Source organism: Micromonospora sp. NBC_01655 (genome assembly GCF_026339755.1).
Taxonomy (GTDB): Bacteria; Actinomycetota; Actinomycetes; order Mycobacteriales; family Micromonosporaceae; genus Micromonospora.
Genome location: NZ_JAPEQF010000001.1, coordinates 5,823,068 through 5,842,680 on the forward strand (window position 1 = coordinate 5,823,068; position 19,613 = coordinate 5,842,680).

Sequence of the window (19,613 nt, forward strand, 5' to 3'; positions counted from 1 at the left end):
TATGGAGCTGAGTCGGATACGACATCACCCACGCCTGTCGCGATCGGCGACCGCAGGCGAACGACCCGACGGGGTGGTGGGTGACGCGACGGCGGTGGCCCGCCCGGCGGTGATGACGTGGACGACTCAGCTCCATAGGCGGCGTCCCACGGCATCGAGCCGCCGCGCCCACAGCTCCGCCCGGGCCACGGTCCCCGGCCGACCGGGACCGCACCCGCGACAACGCAATGACCCTGCCGCGCAACCGCGGCCCCTGCTGGTTGATTGGACAGGTGAATCGACCGCAGCGGCCAGGCCGGCAGGGAGGCCGTGAAGACCCATGCCGTCGTCGACCCTGTGCGCCCTCCGGCAGCGGGCGCCCTGCCGCCCGCAGCCTGCTCACGAACCATGGTCTTGACCTGGGCCACCTGGCGGCGACTCCCCCGACGAGGCGGCCGAGGTGGGCTTCCGGTGGAGTTCGGCCGGGCGGAACCGGGTCCCGACGGCGTCCTCGCACCGCCGATCCGGCCCCGCCAGCACAACCACGCGACTACGCTCAGTCACAGAATGCGTGACGGGCGCCGGGGAGGTGAGGCCGGATGACCCCACCCGCCGACGCGCCGGTGGTGGCCGCGCTCGGCTCGTCGGATACGGACCTCCAGGTCGTCCGGCTGGCCGCCCGGGAGGCCGCCGGCCGCGACCGCCCGCTCACCCTGCTGCACGCCTTCAACTGGGCGGCGGCGCTGGAGGCCCCCTCGGTGGCCGGTCCGCGCGACGAGGCCGAGTACCTGATCGAGCGGGCCGCCGGGGTCGCCGGCGAGGTGGCCCCGGCGGTGCCGGTCAGCGGGGAGATCGTCGAGGGATCCCCGGTTGCCGCGCTGATCCGCCGCTCCGAGTCCGTGTTCCTGGTCGCCGTCGGGGACGGCGGGATGACCCACCGCCAGAGCGGCGTACCCGCGGACGCGCCGGCGGTGCTGCTCGCCGCCCGGGCCGGCTGCCCGGTGCTGGTGGTCCGCACCGAGCCGCCGCCGCAGGGCCCGGTGCTGGTCGGCGTCGACGGCTCGGCGAGCTCCTGGACGGCGCTGGGGTTCGCCTTCGACTGCGCGGCCCGCCGGTCGGCCCGGCTGCTCGCCGTCCGGGTCACCGAGCCGGCCCGACCGGCCGGGGACGGCGGCTCGGCCGAGTCCGCCGCCGAGGACGCCCGCACCGAACTGGCCGAGGCGGTGGCCCGGTACGGGCGGCGGCACCCGGCGGTGCCGGTCGAGTGCCACAGCGTCGTCGGCGATCCCGGCGGCGTCCTGGTCGACCGGTCCCGCTCGGCGCAGCTCGCGATCGTCGCCGCCCGGGGCGACGAACCACTGCGCGGGATGCTCGGCGCGGTCAGCCAGTCCCTGCTCTACCACTCCCCCGCCCCGGTCATCGTCGTGCGTGGACTCGTCTCCACCGCGCCGGACGGGGTATGACTCCCGTACGGCCCGGGACCTACGGCCCTGCCCTCTCCCCGGTTGGGCGACGAGGCTGGACGTGCCGGGAAGGCCGGGACACCGGATGCGAAAGTCCCCGATCCGCGAGAGGCTGACGCAGCATGAACACCGCTGTAGACCTGCAAGGCCCCCTGACCGAAGACGAGCTGCGCCGGCTGGACGCGTACTGGCGGGCGGCCAACTACCTGACCGTCGGCCAGATCTACCTGCTGGACAACCCGTTGCTGCGGGAGCCGCTGCGCCCCGCGCACATCAAGCCCCGGCTGCTCGGCCACTGGGGCACCAGCCCCGGATTGAACCTGCTCTACGCCCACCTCAACCGGATCATCGTCGACCGGAAGCTGCCGACGATCTTCATCACCGGCCCCGGGCACGGCGGTCCCGCCCTGGTGGCGAACACCTGGCTGGAGGGCACCTACAGCGAGCTGTACCACTCGGTCAGCCGCGACGAGACGGGCATGCAGCGGCTGTTCCGCCAGTTCTCCTTCCCCGGCGGCATCCCGAGCCACGTCGCCCCCGAGGTGCCGGGTTCGATCCACGAGGGCGGCGAGCTGGGGTACGCGCTGAGCCACGCGTACGGCGCCGCGTTCGACAACCCGGACCTGCTGGTCGCCTGCGTGATCGGCGACGGCGAGGCCGAGACCGGCCCGCTCGCCGGGAGCTGGCTGTCCAACGTCTTCCTCAACCCGGCCCGGGACGGGGCGGTGCTGCCCATCCTGCACCTGAACGGATACAAGATCGCCAACCCGACGGTGCTGGCCCGGATCCCCACCGAGGACCTGCTCGACCTGATGCGCGGCTACGGCTACCAGCCGTACGTCGTCGCCGGTGACGACCCGGCGACCGTGCACCAGCTCCTCGCCGCCACCCTGGACCGGGTGGTCGACGAGATCGCCGACATCCAGCGCCGGGCCCGCTCCGGCGGCGCGGTCGAGCGTCCCCGCTGGCCGATGATCATCCTGCGTACGCCGAAGGGCTGGACCGGCCCGGACACGGTCGACGGCAAGCAGGTGGCGGGGACGTTCCGCGCCCACCAGGTGCCGGTCGACGAGGTACGCGACAACCCGGCGCACCTGGCCGAGCTGGAGCGCTGGCTGCGCAGCTACCGGCCGGAGGAGCTGTTCGACGCCACCGGCGCCCCGGTCGCCGAGCTGACCGCGCTCCCCCCGAAGGGCGACCTGCGGATGAGCGCCAACCCGGCCACCAACGGCGGTACGGTGCTGCGCGACCTGACCCTGCCGAACTTCCGGGAGTACGCGGTCGACGTCGAGCGGCCCGGCACGCCGGTGGCCGGGGCCACCGGCGTGCTCGGCGCGTGGATCCGCGACGTGATCGCCGCCAACCCGCAGACGTTCCGCCTGTTCGGCCCCGACGAGGTGACCTCCAACCGGCTCGGCGCGGCCTTCGAGGTCACCGACCGGGCGTTCGTCGCCGACACCGGGCCCGGCGACGACCACCTCTCCCCCGGCGGCCGGGTGATGGAGGTGCTCTCCGAGCACCTGTGCCAGGGCTGGCTGGAGGGTTACCTGCTGACCGGCCGGCACGGCATCTTCACCAGCTACGAGGCGTTCATCCACATCGTCGACTCGATGGTCAACCAGCACGCCAAGTGGCTCAAGGTAACCCGGACCATCCCCTGGCGGCAGCCGGTGGCCTCGCTGAACTACCTGCTCTCCAGCCACGTCTGGCGGCAGGACCACAACGGCTTCTCCCACCAGGACCCGGGCTTCATCGACCACGTGATGAACAAGAAGGCCGAGGTGGTCCGGGTCTACCTGCCGCCGGACGGCAACACCCTGCTGTCCACCATGGACCACTGTCTGCGCAGCCGGCAGTACATCAACGTGGTGGTGGCCGGCAAGCAGCCCGCGCCGAACTGGCTGACCATGGAGGAGGCGATCCAGCACTGCCGGCGCGGCCTGGGCATCTGGGACTGGGCGAGCAGCGACGACGGCGAGGATCCGGACGTGGTGCTCGGCTGCGCCGGGGACGTGCCGACGCTGGAGACCCTGGCCGCCGCCGACCTGCTCCGCCAGCACCTGCCCGGGCTGAAGGTGCGGGTGGTCAACGTGGTCGACCTGATGCGCCTCCAGCCCCCGTCGGAGCACCCGCACGGCCTGCCGGACAACGAGTTCGACACCATCTTCACCCGCGACAAGCCGATCATCTTCGCGTACCACGGCTACCCGTGGCTGATCCACCGGCTCACCTACCGCCGGGCCAACCACGACAACCTGCACGTGCGCGGATACAAGGAGGAGGGCACCACCACCACGCCGTTCGACATGGTGATGCTCAACGACCTGGACCGGTTCCACCTGGTCATCGACGTGATCGACCGGGTGCCGGGGCTGGCGTCGCGCGCCGCCCACCTGCGTCAGGAGATGGTGGACGCCCGGCAGTCCTGCCGCGACCACACCCGCCGCTTCGGCGAGGACGACCCGCGGGTGGCCGAGTGGCGCTGGATCCGGGAGACGGACCCCGAGGGACGGAGCGGACAGTGAGCCTGCGCGCCCCCGCAGCCACGAACGAAAGGCGGACACGATGAGTGACGAGATCCTGGTCGGCTACGACGGTTCCGCCGACGCCACCGTCGCCCTGAACTGGGCGCTGGACGAGGCGGAGCGCAGCGGACGGCCGGTCCGCCTGGCGTACGTCTTCGAGTGGGTCACCGTGGCCGGGTGGATCGGCCCCGGGGTGGCCCCCGGCATCTGGCCGGACGAGACCGCCCGGCGACAGGTGGAGGAGCTGGTCGGCACGGCCGCCGCCGACGCCGCCACCGCTCGGCCCGGGTTGACCGTGCGCGGCGAGGTGTTCGACGGGCCGCCGGCGCTGGTGTTGGAGGAACGCTCCGCCGAGGCCGGCCTGCTGGTGCTCGGCAGCCGGGGCCACGGCGGGTTCGGCGGGCTGCTCGTCGGCTCCACCGCCGTGTCGGTGACCGCGCACGCCCACTGCCCGGTGGTGGTGGTCCGCGACGGCGACGCCGGCCGCGCCGGGCGGGTGGTAGTCGGGGTCGACGGGTCACCGACGTCGCTGCTGGCCCTCGGGTTCGCCGTCGAGCGGGCGGCCCAGCGGGACGTACCGCTGCACGTGGTGCGGGCCTGGGAGCCGGCGGACGGCGGCCTCGCCCCCGACGACGCGGTGGCGGCGGAGCGGACGGCGCTGGCGGAGCCGCTGGCGAAGTGGCGAAAGACGTTCCCCGACGTCGAGGTGACCACCGACGTGGTGACCGGCCGCCCGGCCCGCGCGCTGGTCGAGGCGAGCCGGGACGCCCAGCTCGTGGTGGTCGGCACCCGGGGCCGGGGCGGGCTGCGCGGCATGCTGCTCGGCTCGGTCGGCCAGCAGCTCATCCAGCACGCCCACTGCCCGGTCGCGGTGGTCCGGGAGCGCTGAGGATGCCGGAGGGGCCCTCGTCGGCGCGGGCCCCTCCGGTCACTCCCGCAGGGAGAAGTAGTCCTCCTCCTCCTGGGCGAGGTGCAGACGCAGGACGGCGTCCAGCCCGTACAGGGCGGCGAGCAGATCGGGGACCTGGTCGGGGCGCGGCGGCCCGGCGCCGGCCTGCACGAGGTGCCCGCCGATCCGGTCGACCAGCCGGCGGATCTCCACGTGGCCCCGGCTCATCGTCGAGGTCGCCTCGTCGCTGCCGAACGGCCCGGCCAGCGCCGGATAGAGCTGCCGCTCCTCGGCGGCCTCGTGCGGCAGCACCCGCTCGGTGAGCCGGCGGTGGACCTCCCGCAACGCGGGCCCGCAGTCGGGCGAGTCGGGGCGGGTGGCGACCAGGTCGGCGGTGTCCCGCAGCGCGGCCAGTACGTCCCGGACGTCGCCGTGCTCCCCCGCGTACCGGTCGAGCAGCTCGCGGGTGTCCGCCGAGACGTCCCGGCGGCGCAGCCCGCCGCCGAGCGCCCGCAGCGCGTTGAGGATCACCACCACGTCGATGCCCTCCTGGAGGAACGCGCCGGCCACCGGGGGCAGCCGGCCAGCCGCCGCGAACAGCATCGCCAGCACGGCCAACCCCATCCCCACGACGGCGCTCTGGGTGGCTATCCGGCGGGCGTGCCGGACGATCTCCACGGCGTCGGCGAGCCGGTCGAGCCGGTCGACGGTGAGCACCGCGTCGGCGACGTCGGCGGAGGCAGTCGCCCCGGTGGCCCCCATCGCCACCCCGACATGCGCCTCGGCCAACGCCGGGGCGTCGTTCACCCCGTCGCCCACCATGACGGTGACGGCCCGCCGCGCCTCGTCCCGGACCCGGGTGGTCTTCTCCTGCGGTGAGCACCGGGCCAGCAGGTCGTCCACGCCGACGGCCAGGGCGACCTGCTCGGCGGTGGCCGGCCGGTCGCCGGTGACCATGACGACCCGGCTCAGCCCCGCCTCGCGCAACCGCCGGACGGTCCGGCGGGCGTCGGGGCGCACCGGGTCCTCCAGCAGGATCGCCCCGATCGGCCCCCGCTCGTCGCCGACCCAGACCACGGAGCGGCCGGCCAGCTCGGCACGTTCCCGGGCCCGGGCCGCCCACTCGGGCAGCTCACCCGCGAGCTGGCCGACCCGGACCAGCCGCCCGTCGACCCGCCCGGTGACGCCGCGCCCCGGCTCCTCGGTCACCTCGGTCGGCTCGGCCAGCGCCAGCCCCCGGTCCCCGGCCTGCCGGACCAGGGCGGCGGCCAGCACGTGCGGGGAGAGCTGCTCCACGGAGGCGGCCAGCCGCAGCACCTCGTCCCGGTCGCCGCCGGGGGCGACCACCGTCTCGGCGGCGTGGGGCCGGCCGGTGGTGAGCGTGCCGGTCTTGTCGACCAGCAGGGTCCGGCCCGGCCCAGCAGTTCCAGGGAGCCGCCGTCGCGGACCAGCACCCCACGCCGGGCCACCCGGGACAGCCCGGAGACGATCGCGATCGGGGTGGCCAGCAACAGTGGGCAGGGCGTGGCCACCACGAGCACCGCCACGGCCCGCACGAACTCCCCGGACAGCAGCCAGCCCAGGCCGGCCAGGACCAGGGTGAACGGCACGAACGCCGCCGCGTACCGGTCAGCCATCCGGACGATCGGAGCCTTGCGCGCGGTGGCCTCCTCGGCGAGCCGGACGATCCCCGCGTACGTGCTCTGCGCCGCGTTCCTCGTGGCCCGCAGCCCGAACCCGGCCCCGGCGTTGACCACGCCGCTGGCCACCGGCTCCCCCGCCGCCCGCCCGACGAGCTGCGACTCCCCGGTGACCGCCGACTCGTCCAGCGTGGCGGCCTCCTCGACGGTCCCGTCGACCGGCACCACGTCCCCCGGGCCAACCACCAGCCGGTCGCCGACCGCGACCCGGTCCAGCGGGATCGTCTCGATGCCGCCACCCGCCCGGCGCCGCCGCGCGGAGCGCGGGGCCCGTTCGAGCAGGGCGCGCAGGTCGCGGGTGGCCCGGCGCTGGGCGTACGACTCCAGCGAGCGGCCGGTGGCCAGCATCACCGCGATCACCGCGCCCGCCAGGTACTCGCGGACGACGAGCGCGCCCACCAACGCCAGCACAGCGATGACGTCCACCCGAACTGCCGGCGCCACACCTGGCGCAGCGTCGACCAGGCGGCCGGGGCCAGCGCCGCCACCGTCGCCGCCGCCCAGATCCCGTCCGCCGCGCCACGCCGCCCGGCGAACCACAGCCCCGCCCCGATCAGCACGCCCACGGTCAGCGCGGCCAGCAGCCCCCACTCCCGCGCGGGAGCCCACCGATGCCGCACCGGCTGCTCCGGTACGCACTCCCGCGGCTTGGTCCCCACCTGCGGATCGTCTCAACGACACCGCCCGCCGGCCGGGGCAACCGTCGAATCCGCCCCCGGGACGGCGGCGACCCGGCCGGGTCGCGGCCGAGCCGGCGGACACCGATCGCCGGGCACGGCGGGCCGGCCGCCGGCCCGGATCGAAGGGCCCGGGTACGACGGGTCCCGCGCACCGTGCGACGGTGGGGCCGATGCCGCACGATGGAGCGGCAACCCCGCCCGGGGCACCGCCGGGTGGGGCACGATGGGAAGAGACGAAAGGTCGTGCCGATGAGCCACGAGACTCCGGACCGCCCGCTGACCACCGCGCTCGCGGAGGCCGCCGCGACGGCCGGGCGCGCCCCCTCGGTGCACAACACGCAGCCGTGGCGCTGGCGGGTCCTACCCGACGCCCTGGAGCTGCGTGTCGTCCGGGACCGCCAGCTCACCGCCGCCGACCCCGAGGGGCGGCTGGTGGCGCTGAGCTGCGGCGCGGCGCTGCACCACGCCCGGGTGGCGCTGGCCGCCGAGGGCTGGGCCGCCGTGGTCGAGCGGGTGGACGACCCGAGCGATCCGGAGCTGCTGGCCCGGCTCACCGGACTCCAGCGCGTCAAGGCGGACCCGGAGGCGATGCGCACGGTGCAGTGCATGCAGGTCCGGCACACCGACCGGCGACCGGTCAGCGACGAGCCCGTGCCCGTCGCCACGATCGACGACATCACCAAGGCGGCCGCCGACGAGGGCGCCCGGTTGCACGTCCTCAACCCCGACCAGGTGATGGAGCTGGCCGCGGCGGCGGGACACGCCGACACGGTGGAGGCGAAGGACTCGCAACTGCGCGAGGAGCTGGACTACTGGACCAGCCGGACCGGCACCGGCACCGGGCTTCCGCCGGAGGTGCTGCCCGAGCAGCCGCCGCAGACCACCGTGCCGGGCCGGGACTTCGGCCGCTCCGGCACCCTGCCGGTCGGCCCCGGCCACGACCGGGCGGCGGTGTACGGGCTGCTCTACGGCGACGAGGACGAGCGGAACAGCTGGCTGCGGGCCGGCGAGGCGCTCTCCGCGGCGTGGCTGACCGCCACCCGGCTGGGCGTGTCGATGGTGCCGCTGTCCGGCGTGGTGGAGGTGGAGGGCACCCGGCAGACCCTGCGTCGGGTGCTCGCCGGCCTCGGGTACCCGTACCTGGTGCTGCGGATGGGGATCGCGGACCCGGCGCACGCCGGGCCGCCGCACACCCCGCGGCTGCCCACCGAGCAGGTGGTGGACACCTCCGCGGTGCGCGCCGGGGAGGCGTGACGGCCGGTGGCGTAGGTCGCCGGGCGGTGTCGGGGCGATCGCCGGGCGATAGCATCCCCCGGTGGCCAGCAGCGCACCGAACCCGAGATATGAACACGTCACCCCGTCGCTCGGGCTGACCCCGCTGTCCCGGGTCCGCCTCGACGAGCTGCTCCAGGAGATGCTGGACCGGGTCGGCGAGGTGGTCACCAGCCGGGAGCGGCTGCGTGCCCTGCTCGACGCGGTGGTCGGCATCGGCACCGACCTGGACCTGCGCAGCACCCTGCAACGGATCGTGGAGTCCGCCTGCGAGCTGGTCGGCGCCCGGTACGGCGCGCTCGGGGTGATCGGCCCCGACCGGCTGCTGCACGACTTCATCGTCCACGGCATCGACGACGAGCTGCACGCGCGGATCGGCGACCTGCCGCACGGGCGGGGCGTGCTCGGGCTGCTCATCGACGACCCGCACCCGGTGCGGATGCCGGACATCACGAAGCACCCACAGTCGTACGGCTTCCCGCCGCACCACCCGCCGATGCACAGCTTCCTGGGCGTGCCGGTACGCATCCGCGACCAGGTGTTCGGCAACCTCTACCTGGCCGAGAAGCAGGGCGCGGCGGAGTTCACCGAGGACGACGAGGAGATCGTGGTGGCGCTGGCCGCCGCGGCCGGTGTGGCGATCGAGAACGCCCGGCTGTACGCGCTGGCCCACCGCCGGGAGCGCTGGCTGGCCGCCGCCGCCGAGATCACCTCGGTGCTGCTCGGCGAGGTGCGGCGCACCGACGCGCTGACCCTGGTGGCCCGCCGGGCCCGGGAGGTCGCCGAGGCGGAACTGGCCATGGTGCTGCTCTACGACGAGGACGCCGACCGGTTCACCGTGGAGGTGGTCGACGGCGCCGACGAGCAGGGCCGGGAGCTGGTCGGCGCGGTGCTGCCGGCCGACGAGACCAGCTTCGCCGGGGCGGTCACCCGGCGGCGGCACGAGCTGGTGGAGAACCTGGCCGAGACGGCGCCCTGGCCGGCCCCGGTGACCGCCGGGCCGGCGGTGGTCTCCCCACTGGCCGCCGCCGACACCCTGCACGGCGTCCTGGTGATCGCGTACGGGCCGGACCGGGGCGGCGCCACCGACGACGACGTGGCGTTGCTGGGCAGCTTCGCCGGGCAGGCCGCGCTGGCCATGGAACGGGCCCGGGGGCAGGAGGAGCGGGAGCTGCTGGTGGTCCTGGAGGACCGCGAACGCATCGCCCGCGACCTGCACGACGTGGTGATCCAGCGGCTGTTCGCCACCGGCCTGCAGTTGCAGAGCGGCGCGATGAACGCCCGCCCCGAGGTGGCCAAGCGGATCAACGCGGCCGTCGACGAGCTGGACGCCACCATCCGGGACATCCGGCGGACCATCTTCGAGCTGCGTACCCCGATGAGCGCGGCGCTGCGCACCGAGATCCGCGAGGCGGTCGACGTGGCCGCCGGGTCGCTGGGCTTCCGGCCGACGCTGGAGCTGACCGGGCCGATCGACAGCGCCGTCCCGGAGCCGATCCGCCCGGACCTCACAGCCGTGCTCCGCGAGGCGCTGTCCAACGCGGTACGCCACGCCGAGGCCAGCCGGGTTTCGGTGGCGGTGCGGGTCGACGACGGCTGGGTCACGGTCACGGTCACCGACGACGGCCGGGGCTGCGACCCGGCCGCCGCCCGGGGCGGCCTGGTCAACCTCCGGGAGCGCGCCGAACGCCACGCCGGCGACTTCGAGGTACGCCCGGCCACCCCGCACGGCACGCAACTGCGCTGGTCGGTCCCGCTCCGCGACGACTGACCGGAGGTGGGGTTAGTGGCGGGGGCCCAGGAGGCGGGTGGCCAGGACGGCGGCCTGGGTGCGGCGCTCCAGGCCCAGCTTGGCCAGCACGCTGGAGACGTAGTTCTTCACCGTCTTCTCGGCCAGGAACATCTTGCCGGCGATCTCCCGGTTGGTCAGCCCCTCGGCGACGTACTCCAGGATCCGGCGCTCCTGCTCGGTGAGGGCCTTCAGCTCGCTGGGCTGCTCCACGCCGCTGCGGATGCGCTCCAGCACCCGGGTCGTGATCGCCGGGTCGAGCAGCGACTGTCCGGCGGCCACCCGGCGCACCGCGTCGACCAGGTCGGTGCCCCGGATCTGCTTCAGCACGTACCCGGACGCGCCGGCCATGATCGCCGCGAACAGCGCCTCGTCGTCCTCGTACGAGGTGAGGATCAGGCCCTTGATCGACGAGTCCACGGCCCGGACGTCCCGGCACACGTCGATGCCGTTGCCGTCGGGCAGCCGGGCGTCGAGGATCGCCACGTCGGGCCGCAGCGCGGGAATGCGGCGGGCCGCCTCCTGGGCGGAACCCGACTCCCCCACCACCTCGATGTCGCCGCTGGCGGTGAGCAGGTCGGCAAGGCCACGACGGACGACCTCGTGGTCGTCGAGCAGGAACACCCGGATCATCCCTCGTTTCTACCCTCTCGCGCCGCCGCCCGCACGGGCCGAAGGTCCCAACCCCCGCCCACGTGCCGCCGGGCAGGGGGTCCCGGGGCAGAGGGGACGTCCGGCCCTGCTCGCGTGCCGCCCCGGTGACGCACCGTGGAGGTGGACCGAACGGGGCGGCAGGAACCACGGGAAGGGAGCACCACCATGGGAACCGACTTCACCGTCGAGCAGCTCAGGGCCGCCGCGGCGGACGCCGTCCGGGCACCCTCGCTGCACAACGTCCAGCCGTGGCGGTTCCGCCTGCGCGACGGCGGGATCGAGGTGACGCTGGACCGCACGCGCCGGCTGCCGGCGACCGACCCGAGCGGCTGGGGCGCCCGGATCGCCTGCGGGGCGGCCCTGTTCAACCTGCGGCTGTCCCTGGCCGTGGCGGGCACCCCCGCGAGGGTGCGGCTACGCCCGTACCCGGCGGAGCCCGACGTGCTGGCCCGGCTCACCCCGGACGTGCCGCGCCGCCCCACCCCGGCCGAGCAGACCCTGTACGCGGCCATCCCGCGCCGGTTCAGCAACCGCACCCCGTTCTGGCCCGACCCGGTGCCCGCCGACGCCCGCTGGCGGCTCGGCGAGGCGGCCCGCGCCGAGCAGTGCTGGCTGGAGCTGGTGATCGGGGTCAGCGCCGTCAACGCGTTCGCCGAGATCGCCCGCAGCGCCAACCGGGTCCTGGAACGCGACCCCGCCTACCGCGCCGAACTGGCCGACTGGGTACGCGCCGCGCCCGCCCCCGACGGGATCCCGGCCACCGCCGGCGGCCCGCTGGGTGAACCGCAGGACCTGCTGCCCAGCCGTGGCTTCGGCGGGCGCGACCGGGCCCCCGGGCGGGACTTCGAGCCGGAGCCCCTGGTCGCCGTGCTCGGCGCGACGGGCAACACCACCACCGACCAGGTGATCGCCGGCCAGGCCCTGCAACGGGTGCTGCTCACCGCCACCGACGCCGGGCTGAGCGTGTCGATGCTCTCCCAGCCGATCGAGGTGCCGGGGGCGCGGGAGGCCCTGCGGCTGTCCCTGGGCCGGTTCGGCACCCCGCAGATGGTGATGCGCATCGGGTACGGCCAGCCGGGCTCCCCGACGCCGCGCCGCAGCGTCGACGAGGTGCTCGACCTCTCGGTCACGAGGGCGTGATCTGGCCTCAGGAAGGCGTCGTCGCAATCGGCCTCGACCGGTCAGCGGCGGCAAGCAGTTCCGCCTCCCGCTGCGGATCCAGGCCCACGGCCTGCCGGGGCGGGCGGCCGGCGCGCGGCGGCACCGCCCCCACCTCACGCAGCCAGGCCCAGGTGTCGGCGACGGTCTCGGCCGCCGGCCGGCAGGCCAGCCCCGTCGCGTACGCCCGCTCGACGTCCCGCCCGTGCAGCATGCGGTACTCGTGCCCGACGGGGACCCAGATCGGCAGGTCGTTCCAGGGCTCCACGCCGGCGGCGAGGATCGACTCCGGTGCGGTCCAGCGCAGCCGGGCCGTCGACCCGGTGGCCGCGACGCAGGCGTCGAGCAGCTCACCCATCGTCGCGTGACCGGTCCGCGACACCACGTTGTACGCCCCGCCGGCCCCCGCCACGCCCCGGTCCAGCAGCCAGATCGCCAGGTCACGGACGTCGACGTACTGCACGGGCAGGTCCGCGGGGCCGGGGGCGAGGACGTCGCCGCCCCGGGCGATCCGGGTCAACCACCAGGGCAGCCGCCCGATGTCCTCGCCCGGCCCGAGGATCAACCCGGCCCGGGCCAGCAGCGCCCGGTCACCGAACACCTCCACGGCGGCCCGCTCCCCGCCCGCCTTCAGCTCCGGGTACCCGCCGCCGATAGCGTCCGGCTCGGCGGCCACGACGGGCGCCTCCTCGGCCGCGCCGAGCGGGAACGGCAGCGCGTAGACGGAGCCGCTGGAGACGTAGCCGTACCAGCCCACCGAGCCGTGCAGCGCCCGGGCCGCGTCCCGCACCGCGCGCGGCGCGCCGTCCCAGGTGTCGACCACCAGGTCCCACTCGCCGCCGGCCAGCGCGGCCAGACCGCCGAGCGCCGACCGGTCACCCCGCACCAGGTGTACGCCCGCCGGCGGCGCGCCGTGCAGCCCCCGGTTGAACACCGTCACCGACCAGCCTCGGCGCACCGCCTCGCCGACCGTCGCCCCGCCCACGAAGCCCGTGCCACCCAGCACCAGAAGTCTCATCCGCCCACAGTGCCGGCCCGCCGGCCGTGGCGGCGACGGTGTTCACCGGCAGCGGATCTGCCGACGGCAGAAGCCCCGGCCGGTCCTCTCGTGGGGATCAGTCGGCGAGGGCGGCGAGGATCTGCTCCCCGTACCGGGCGAGCTTGGCCTCCCCCACCCCGTTGACCCGGGCCAGGTCGTCGAGCGTCGACGGCGGGTCGGCGGCGATCTGGCGCAGCGTCGCGTCGTGGAACACCACGTACGCGGGCACCCCCTGCTCCTTGGCGGTGGCCGCCCGCCAGGCGCGCAGCCGCTCGAACACCGGCTCGGCCGCCGGGGACAGCTCGACGGCCGGAGTCGCGCCGGGACGGGTCTTCGCCGCCCGGGTCCGCGCCGGCCGGGCCGCCTCGCGACGCATCGGCACCGGCCGGCGCCGGCCCAGCACCTCGGCGCTGGTGTCGGTGAGGACCAGGGTGCCGTAGTCGCCCTCGACGGCGAGCAGGCCCTGGGCGAGCAGTTGCCGGACCACGCCCCGCCACTCGGCCTCGCTCAACTCCTCGCCGATGCCGAACACGGTCAGCGTGTCGTGGCGGTGCTGGGTCACCTTCTCGGTACGCCGGCCGAGCAGGATGTCGACGCACTGCCCCGCGCCGAACTTCTGGTTGCGTTCCCGGTGCAGCCGCAGCACCGTCGACAGCAGCTTCTGCGCGGCGACCGTGCCGTCCCAGGACTCGGGCGGCTCCAGGCAGGTGTCGCAGTTGCCGCACGGCCCGCTGTCCTGGCCGAAGTAGCTCAACAGCCGCACCCGGCGGCACTCCACGGTTTCGCAGAGGGCCAGCATCGCGTCGAGGTGGGCGGCGAGCACCCGCCGGTGGGCGAGGTCGCCCTCCGAGGAGTCGATCATCTTGCGCTGCTGCACCACGTCCTGGAGCCCGTACGCCAGCCAGGCGGTCGACGGCAGGCCGTCCCGGCCGGCGCGACCGGTCTCCTGGTAGTAGCCCTCCACGGAGCGGGGCAGGTCGAGATGGGCGACGAACCGCACGTCCGGCTTGTCGATGCCCATCCCGAACGCGATGGTGGCGACCATGACGAGGCCGTCCTCGCGCAGGAACCGCTTCTGGTTCGCGGCACGGGTGGCCGCGTCCAGGCCCGCGTGGTACGGCAGCGCGGAGACGCCGTTGGCGACCAGGAACTCGGCGGTCTTGTCGACCGAGGCCCGGGACAGGCAGTAGACGATGCCGGCGTCGCCAGGGTGTTCGGTGCGGATCAGGTCGAGCAGCTGCTTGCGGGGCTCCCGCTTGGGGGCGATCCGGTACTGGATGTTGGGCCGGTCGAAGCTGGCCACGAAGTGCCGGGCCTCGGTGAGGCCGAGCCGGGTGGCGATCTCGGTGGCGGTCGCGGCGGTGGCCGTGGCGGTCAGCGCGATCCGCGGCACGGCGGGCCAGCGCTCGTGCAGCATCGACAGCGCCAGGTAGTCGGGGCGGAAGTCGTGGCCCCACTGCGCCACGCAGTGCGCCTCGTCGATGGCGAACAGCCCGATCCGGCCGCGCTCCAGCAGCCCGACGGTGGCGCGGCTGCCCAGCGCCTCCGGGGCGAGGTAGAGCAGGTCCAGCTCCCCGGCGAGGAACGCCGCCTCGACCCGCCGCCGGGCGTCGAAGTCAAGGGTGGAGTTGAGGAAACCGGCCCGCACCCCGACAGCGGTGAGCGCGTCGACCTGGTCCTGCATGAGGGCGATCAGCGGGGAGACGACCACCGCGACGCCGTCGCGTACCAGCGCGGGGATCTGGTAGCACAGCGACTTGCCCCCGCCGGTCGGCATCAGGACCAGGGCGTCGCCGCCGCCGACCACATGGTCGATGATCTCCTGCTGCTCGCCGCGGAAGGCGTCGTAGCCGAAGACCCTGCGGAGCACGCCCAGCGGGGTCTCGGTGAGCGTGTCGCTGGGGGAAGTCATCCGGGGAGTCTACGAGGACTCCCCGACACCGTCCCGGCCGACGCCGAACCGCCTGCTGACCTGGGCGTGTCCGCCCCGCTTGGTGGCGGCCGGCCAGTGGCCGAGGAAGGAAGGGAGGAAGGACCGTGCGGTCTGGTGGGCGATACTGGGTTTGAACCAGTGACCTCTTCCGTGTCAAGGAAGCGCGCTCCCACTGCGCCAATCGCCCGCGCGCGCCCGGCCCGGAGACGTCGGGGCCCGGCGGCGGTCGGCCCCAGCGGGGCGGATCGCGAGCGGACGACGGGATTCGAACCCGCGACCCTCACCTTGGCAAGGTGATGCGCTACCAGCTGCGCTACGTCCGCGTGTCGCCGATGTTCGTCGGCGACGGGTGAACTGTACCCGACGACAAGATCGCCGACGGCACCGACCCACGGCGTACGACCGGCACCGGAGGAGACCCCACGGACCGCCTCCCGGTGCCGGCCGATTACGCAGGTCGCCGGCGGGGTACTTCCCTCCACCGACAGCACACTGCATCCCCCGAAGGAGGCTGTCGTGGGTATCGGTACGAGCATCTTCCTGATCGCGGTCGGCGCGATCCTCACGTTCGCGCTCGACGCCAATCTCGGCGGCGTCGACCTGGACGTCGTCGGCTGGATCCTGATGGCCGCCGGCGTGCTCGGCCTCGTCATGACCACACTGGTCTGGGGCCGCCGCCGCCAGGTGGTCACCACCACCGAGCCGGTGGAGTACCGCCGGGTCGAGGAGCGCCGGGACGTCACGCCGCCGCTGTAGGCGACCGTGGGTCGACCCGCGCCTCCGTCGACCCACCGTGCACCGCGCGCCCTGGCCGACGGAGCTGAACGGTCCAGGCGCCGGCGACGAGGTGCCGACCACCGGCGGCGGCCGGCACCTCGGGTAGCAGAATGACGAAGAGGCCCGGCACCGTCACGGTGCCAGGCCTCTTCGTGTGGTGGGCGATACTGGGTTTGAACCAGTGACCTCTTCCGTGTCAAGGAAGCGCGCTCCCACTGCGCCAATCGCCCTCGTCAACTGCCGAGGTGGAGACGGGATTTGAACCCGTGTACACGGCTTTGCAGGCCGTTGCCTCGCCTCTCGGCCACTCCACCGAGGTTGCCCCCGAACATGCGTGGCGGCAGCTCCGAGCGGACGACGGGATTCGAACCCGCGACCCTCACCTTGGCAAGGTGATGCGCTACCAGCTGCGCTACGTCCGCTTGTCTCCGGCGTTAACCGGTGACGGATGAGAACTTTAGCCGAGTCCGGGAACGGTTGCCAACTCGGGGTGCACCCCGGCGCGCCCCCGCACCCCACCCCCCACGCGGGCGCACTGGGCGCGCCCGACGCGCCGGCGCAAGATCTCACGCAGATTCGGAGAATTAGTGGCCTCAGTCGGGCCGGGAGGCCACTAATTCTCCGAATCTGCACTCGCGGGGGCGGAGCGCGGGGCCGGAGCGGGGGCTCAGTCCGGCGAGGCGGTGGGCTCAGCGGGTGGGCTTCCTAGGAGCCTGGGTAGGATCAGTCGGGGCAGGCCCGGCAAGAGGGAAAAACTGTCCGTCTTCCGACTCTCTCGGTGTGAATCAACCGCGGCGGTAACTGTTTGTGCACGAACGGATAGGTTACGGTAGCGGCGTGACGAGACGTGCCGCCGAGATCCGCCTGGATGCCCTGTTGCGCACGGCCTGTGACGTGATCACGGAACGAGGGCTGGCCAACACCCGCACGGCCGACGTGGCGCAGGCCGCCGGGGTCAGTCAGGCACTGGTTTTCTACCACTTCGCCACCAAGGAGCGACTCCTCGCCCAGGCCTTCGAGTACGCGGTGGAACAGGACCTGGCCCGGCTCGACGCCGTGATCCGGTCGTCCGCCTCCCCCCTGGTCAAGCTCCGCAGGATGCTCAAGCTGTACGCCCCCACCGGGCGGTCGACCTCCTGGTCGATGTGGATCGACGGCTGGTCGGAGTCACTGCGCGCCCCCGAGCTGGAGAAGGTCTCCCGCCGGCTGGATCTGCGCTGGCGGGAGGACCTCACCGCAGTGATCAGCGACGGGGTGCGCGAGGGCACCTTCGAGTGCGCCGACCCGGCCGGCGCGGCCTGGCGGATCAACGCGGTGATGGACGGCCTCGCCGTACAGCTCGCGGTCCACGAACGGGTGATCTCCCGCCGTCAGTCCGCCGAGTGGATCCGGTTGGTGACCGCCCGCGAGCTGGGGCTGGACCCGGCCCAGCTCGAGTGGTCCGCCCCGGCGCAGGAACGTTCCCGCCGGGCCGAGCAGCCCGAGCCACAGCCCGACGGCGTGGGCTGAGCGCACGCCGCAGCCCGGTACCGTCGACTCAGTTGTAAAGTCGCCGATCTTCGTTCGCTGGGCGGGTCAGCGGCGTGCCCGGGGCCACCGCCCCGGTGGGGCGGCCCGCTCCCAGTCCAGGCCGGCCGTCGGCGCGGCGCTCCCGGCGGTCGAACGCAGCACGTGGCACAGCCGCAGCAGCAGTCCGGCCCCGAGCGACAGCAGCAGCGCGCCGAGCAGGAAGGCCGCCTGCACCATCCCGAACCCGCCGGTGGAGGACGGTCGGTCGCGGGGTCGCCGGCCCCCGACCGGCGACGGCCGGACGGGCCGGGGACAATCGGCGCGTGTCCGAACTCTCCGCGGCCTTCGTGAAGCTGCACGCGCGGCTCGCCCCGGTGACCTTCGTCCCCGAGGTCCGCCTGCACCAGGCCGACGAGCCGATCGGGCTGTGGGAGCTCACCGAGGGCGAGTTCCGCAGCTCCCAGCCGCCGCCGTTCTGGGCGTTCGCCTGGGCCGGCGGGCAGGGGCTCGCCCGGTACGTCACCGACCACCCCGAGCTGGTCGCCGGCCGCCGGGTGCTCGACCTCGCGTCCGGCTCCGGCCTGGTCGCCATCGCCGCCGCCCGCGCCGGCGCGGCGGCCGTGCGCGCCGTCGAGGTCGACGAGCGCGCGGTGGCCGCGGTCGCCCTCAACGCCGAGGCCAACGGGGTACGCGTCGACGCCGAGCTGGGCGACATCCTCGACGGCGACGCCGCCGACGCCGAGGTGGTGCTCGCCGGGGACGTCTTCTACAGCGAGGCGATGGCCCGGCGGATGCTGCGCTTCCTGCTCCGGGCCGCCCGGGCCGGCGCCCGGGTGCTGGTCGGCGACCCGGGCCGGGCGTTCCTGCCCCGGGAGCGGTTCCGCGAGCTGGCCGCCTACGACGTGCCGGTGCCGGAGGCTCTGGAGAGCGTACGGGTGAAGCGCACCACCGTGTGGGAGCTGGACCCGACGCCGCCGGGGGCCGCCCGCTAGGTTGACGCCGTGCTGTTCCGGGGGTGGGGGGACGCCGTCGACGGGCGGTGGCCAGACGTGGCGACGGTCGTGGACCACGTCGGCGTCGGACACCTGGTGGTGACCCGGCACTCGCTGGTCCGGCAGGTGCTCGCCGACCCGGCGACCTTCCGGCCCGACAACGCCCTGGACGCGGTCACCCCGTTGCCGGTGGCCGCCCTGCGGGTGCTCGCCGGGCACCGGTTCAGGCTGCCGCCGACCCTGGCGAACAACGGCGGGGCGAGCCACCCGGAGATCCGCGGCATCGTCGCCGACGCGCTGCACCCGACCCGGGTCGCCGCGCAGCGGCCCTGGCTGACCGGGCTGGTCCGCGAGCGGGTCGCCCGGCTGCGCGCGACGCTCGACGCGGGCGTACCGGTCGACCTGTACGCCGACCTCGCCGCGGACCTCCCGCTGCTGGTGCTGGCCCGGCTGGTCGAGCTGCCGGACGCCCCGGTCGGCGCGGTGAAGGAGTTCGCCCGCGCGGCGCTGGAGTTGTTCTGGGCCCCGCTCGACGAGCCGCGGCAGCGGGCGCTCGCCGCCGAGGTGGGCCGCTTCCACACCGTGCTGCGGGGGTTCGCCGCCACCGGGGGCGGCCTCGCCGCCCGGCTGCGGGCCGCCGGGCACTCCCCCGACGTGGTCGTCGGGGCGCTGTTCTTCCTGCTGGTCGCCGGCCAGGAGACCACCTCGCAGTTCCTCACCCTGCTGCTGCACCGGCTGACCGGCGAGCCGACGGTGCGCGCCGGGCTGCGCGCCGGCAGCGTCGCGGTCGCCGACGTGGTCGAGGAGGGGCTGCGGCTGGAGCCGCCCATCGTCACCTGGCGGCGGGTGGCCGCCGTAGACGCCACCCTGGGCGGGACGGCGGTGCCGGCGGGGACCAGTGTGGTGCTCTGGCTGGCCCGCGCCGGCCGGGACCCGGAGGTGGTGCCCGCCCCGGACGAGTTCCGCCCGGGGCAGCGTGGCTCCCGCCGGCACCTGGCGTTCGGGGCGGGGGCGCACCGCTGTGTCGGCGCCCAGTTGGCCCGGCTGGAGGCCGCCGTGGTGGTCGCCGAGGCCACGCCGCTGCTCGACGGGGTGCGCGTCGTCCGTCCGCCGTGGTGCCCGGACAACCTGACCTTCCGGATGCCGGACGCCTTCGTGGTCGCCCGCCGCTGACCGCCCGCACGAGCCGGCTTCCGGGCATCCGCGAGCCGCGCCGGGCCGGTCCAGCCGGCGCCGGTCAGCGGACGGCCGGAA

At 74.7% G+C, this 19,613-nt stretch carries 15 protein-coding genes, 5 tRNA genes and 1 pseudogene; 10 read left to right on the plus strand and 11 right to left on the minus strand.

The window, feature by feature from the left end; genetic code table 11:
* Positions 1-578 precede the first annotated feature (578 nt).
* From OOK41_RS25570 to OOK41_RS25580, 3 genes are all read left to right on the plus strand, one after another.
* On the plus strand, positions 579-1,442 hold the full coding sequence (locus tag OOK41_RS25570) for a universal stress protein (protein ID WP_266266997.1): 864 nt from the start codon (positions 579-581) through the stop codon (positions 1,440-1,442).
* A 122-nt stretch (positions 1,443-1,564) separates the two neighbouring features.
* Positions 1,565-3,967, plus strand: a complete 2,403-nt coding sequence (locus OOK41_RS25575) for a phosphoketolase (RefSeq protein ID WP_266266998.1) — start codon at positions 1,565-1,567, stop codon at positions 3,965-3,967.
* A 40-nt stretch (positions 3,968-4,007) separates the two neighbouring features.
* Positions 4,008-4,856, plus strand: coding sequence for a universal stress protein (locus OOK41_RS25580; protein WP_266266999.1), 849 nt, complete (start codon positions 4,008-4,010; stop codon positions 4,854-4,856).
* 39 nt (positions 4,857-4,895) lie between these two features.
* On the opposite strand, the gene OOK41_RS25585 is transcribed toward OOK41_RS25580, so the two are convergent.
* The gene (locus OOK41_RS25585; RefSeq protein WP_266267980.1) at positions 4,896-5,387 is read right to left on the minus strand and encodes a hemerythrin domain-containing protein; all 492 of its coding nucleotides are present in this window, start codon (positions 5,385-5,387) and stop codon (positions 4,896-4,898) included.
* Positions 5,361-7,140, minus strand: a pseudogene (locus OOK41_RS25590) (heavy metal translocating P-type ATPase); the annotation flags it as partial. The pseudogene OOK41_RS25590 and the gene OOK41_RS25585, both read right to left, overlap by 27 nt.
* A gap of 276 nt (positions 7,141-7,416) precedes the next feature.
* Between OOK41_RS25590 and OOK41_RS25595 the strand changes: the two are divergent.
* On the plus strand, positions 7,417-8,490 hold the full coding sequence (locus OOK41_RS25595) for a nitroreductase family protein (protein WP_266267000.1): 1,074 nt from the start codon (positions 7,417-7,419) through the stop codon (positions 8,488-8,490).
* A 115-nt stretch (positions 8,491-8,605) separates the two neighbouring features.
* Positions 8,606-10,279, plus strand: a complete 1,674-nt coding sequence (locus OOK41_RS25600) for a GAF domain-containing protein (protein WP_266267982.1) — start codon at positions 8,606-8,608, stop codon at positions 10,277-10,279.
* Between the two features lie 12 nt (positions 10,280-10,291).
* Here OOK41_RS25600 and OOK41_RS25605 read toward each other — a convergent pair whose 3' ends face one another.
* Entirely contained in the window at positions 10,292-10,930 is a 639-nt protein-coding gene (locus OOK41_RS25605) for a response regulator transcription factor (protein ID WP_117666794.1), read from the minus strand.
* Between the two features lie 186 nt (positions 10,931-11,116).
* Here OOK41_RS25605 and OOK41_RS25610 point away from each other — a divergent pair, with 186 nt between their 5' ends.
* A complete protein-coding gene (locus OOK41_RS25610; protein WP_266267001.1) occupies positions 11,117-12,091 on the plus strand; it encodes a nitroreductase in 975 nt (324 codons plus the stop codon).
* 7 nt (positions 12,092-12,098) lie between these two features.
* Here the strand turns inward: OOK41_RS25610 and OOK41_RS25615 are convergent, their stop codons facing one another.
* The 4 genes from OOK41_RS25615 to OOK41_RS25630 form a co-directional block, all read right to left on the minus strand.
* A complete protein-coding gene (locus tag OOK41_RS25615) occupies positions 12,099-13,127 on the minus strand; it encodes a reductase (protein ID WP_266267002.1) in 1,029 nt (342 codons plus the stop codon).
* A 97-nt stretch (positions 13,128-13,224) separates the two neighbouring features.
* Positions 13,225-15,060, minus strand: a complete 1,836-nt coding sequence (gene recQ, locus OOK41_RS25620) for a DNA helicase RecQ (protein ID WP_117666788.1) — start codon at positions 15,058-15,060, stop codon at positions 13,225-13,227.
* Positions 15,061-15,193: 133 nt separating this feature from the next.
* Positions 15,194-15,268 (minus strand) — tRNA-Val (locus tag OOK41_RS25625).
* A 63-nt stretch (positions 15,269-15,331) separates the two neighbouring features.
* Positions 15,332-15,404 (minus strand) — tRNA-Gly (locus OOK41_RS25630).
* Positions 15,405-15,597: 193 nt separating this feature from the next.
* Here OOK41_RS25630 and OOK41_RS25635 point away from each other — a divergent pair.
* A complete protein-coding gene (locus tag OOK41_RS25635; RefSeq protein WP_117666787.1) occupies positions 15,598-15,837 on the plus strand; it encodes a DUF6458 family protein in 240 nt (79 codons plus the stop codon).
* A 176-nt stretch (positions 15,838-16,013) separates the two neighbouring features.
* Here the strand turns inward: OOK41_RS25635 and OOK41_RS25640 are convergent.
* From OOK41_RS25640 to OOK41_RS25650, 3 genes are all read right to left on the minus strand, one after another.
* Positions 16,014-16,088, minus strand: a tRNA-Val gene (locus tag OOK41_RS25640).
* Positions 16,089-16,101: 13 nt separating this feature from the next.
* Positions 16,102-16,172, minus strand: a tRNA-Cys gene (locus OOK41_RS25645).
* Positions 16,173-16,207: 35 nt separating this feature from the next.
* Positions 16,208-16,280, minus strand: a tRNA-Gly gene (locus OOK41_RS25650).
* A 415-nt stretch (positions 16,281-16,695) separates the two neighbouring features.
* On the opposite strand from OOK41_RS25650, the gene OOK41_RS25655 reads away from it, so the two are divergent.
* Positions 16,696-17,367: a TetR/AcrR family transcriptional regulator gene (locus OOK41_RS25655; protein ID WP_117666785.1), complete on the plus strand. Its 672-nt coding sequence runs from the start codon at positions 16,696-16,698 to the stop codon at positions 17,365-17,367.
* A 66-nt stretch (positions 17,368-17,433) separates the two neighbouring features.
* Here the strand turns inward: OOK41_RS25655 and OOK41_RS25660 are convergent, their stop codons facing one another.
* Positions 17,434-17,604, minus strand: a complete 171-nt coding sequence (locus OOK41_RS25660; RefSeq protein WP_243639241.1) for a hypothetical protein — start codon at positions 17,602-17,604, stop codon at positions 17,434-17,436.
* Between the two features lie 86 nt (positions 17,605-17,690).
* Here OOK41_RS25660 and OOK41_RS25665 point away from each other — a divergent pair, with 86 nt between their 5' ends.
* Positions 17,691-18,359, plus strand: a complete 669-nt coding sequence (locus tag OOK41_RS25665; RefSeq protein WP_266267003.1) for a methyltransferase — start codon at positions 17,691-17,693, stop codon at positions 18,357-18,359.
* Between the two features lie 57 nt (positions 18,360-18,416).
* The gene (locus OOK41_RS25670; RefSeq protein ID WP_266267004.1) at positions 18,417-19,532 is read left to right on the plus strand and encodes a cytochrome P450; all 1,116 of its coding nucleotides are present in this window, start codon (positions 18,417-18,419) and stop codon (positions 19,530-19,532) included.
* Positions 19,533-19,613: the final 81 nt, after the last annotated feature.

Bases quoted from the DNA above. Each gene is read 5' to 3' on its own strand.
- OOK41_RS25570 (WP_266266997.1), top strand. From the start codon at position 579: ATGACCCCACCCGCCGACGCGCCGGTGGTGGCCGCGCTCGGCTCGTCG.
- OOK41_RS25575 (WP_266266998.1), top strand. From the start codon at position 1,565: ATGAACACCGCTGTAGACCTGCAAGGCCCCCTGACCGAAGACGAGCTG.
- OOK41_RS25580 (WP_266266999.1), top strand. From the start codon at position 4,008: ATGAGTGACGAGATCCTGGTCGGCTACGACGGTTCCGCCGACGCCACC.
- OOK41_RS25595 (WP_266267000.1), top strand. From the start codon at position 7,417: ATGGAGCGGCAACCCCGCCCGGGGCACCGCCGGGTGGGGCACGATGGG.
- OOK41_RS25605 (WP_117666794.1), bottom strand. From the start codon at position 10,930: ATGATCCGGGTGTTCCTGCTCGACGACCACGAGGTCGTCCGTCGTGGC.
- OOK41_RS25610 (WP_266267001.1), top strand. From the start codon at position 11,117: ATGGGAACCGACTTCACCGTCGAGCAGCTCAGGGCCGCCGCGGCGGAC.
- OOK41_RS25615 (WP_266267002.1), bottom strand. From the start codon at position 13,127: ATGAGACTTCTGGTGCTGGGTGGCACGGGCTTCGTGGGCGGGGCGACG.
- recQ (WP_117666788.1), bottom strand. From the start codon at position 15,060: ATGACTTCCCCCAGCGACACGCTCACCGAGACCCCGCTGGGCGTGCTC.
- OOK41_RS25660 (WP_243639241.1), bottom strand. From the start codon at position 17,604: ATGGTGCAGGCGGCCTTCCTGCTCGGCGCGCTGCTGCTGTCGCTCGGG.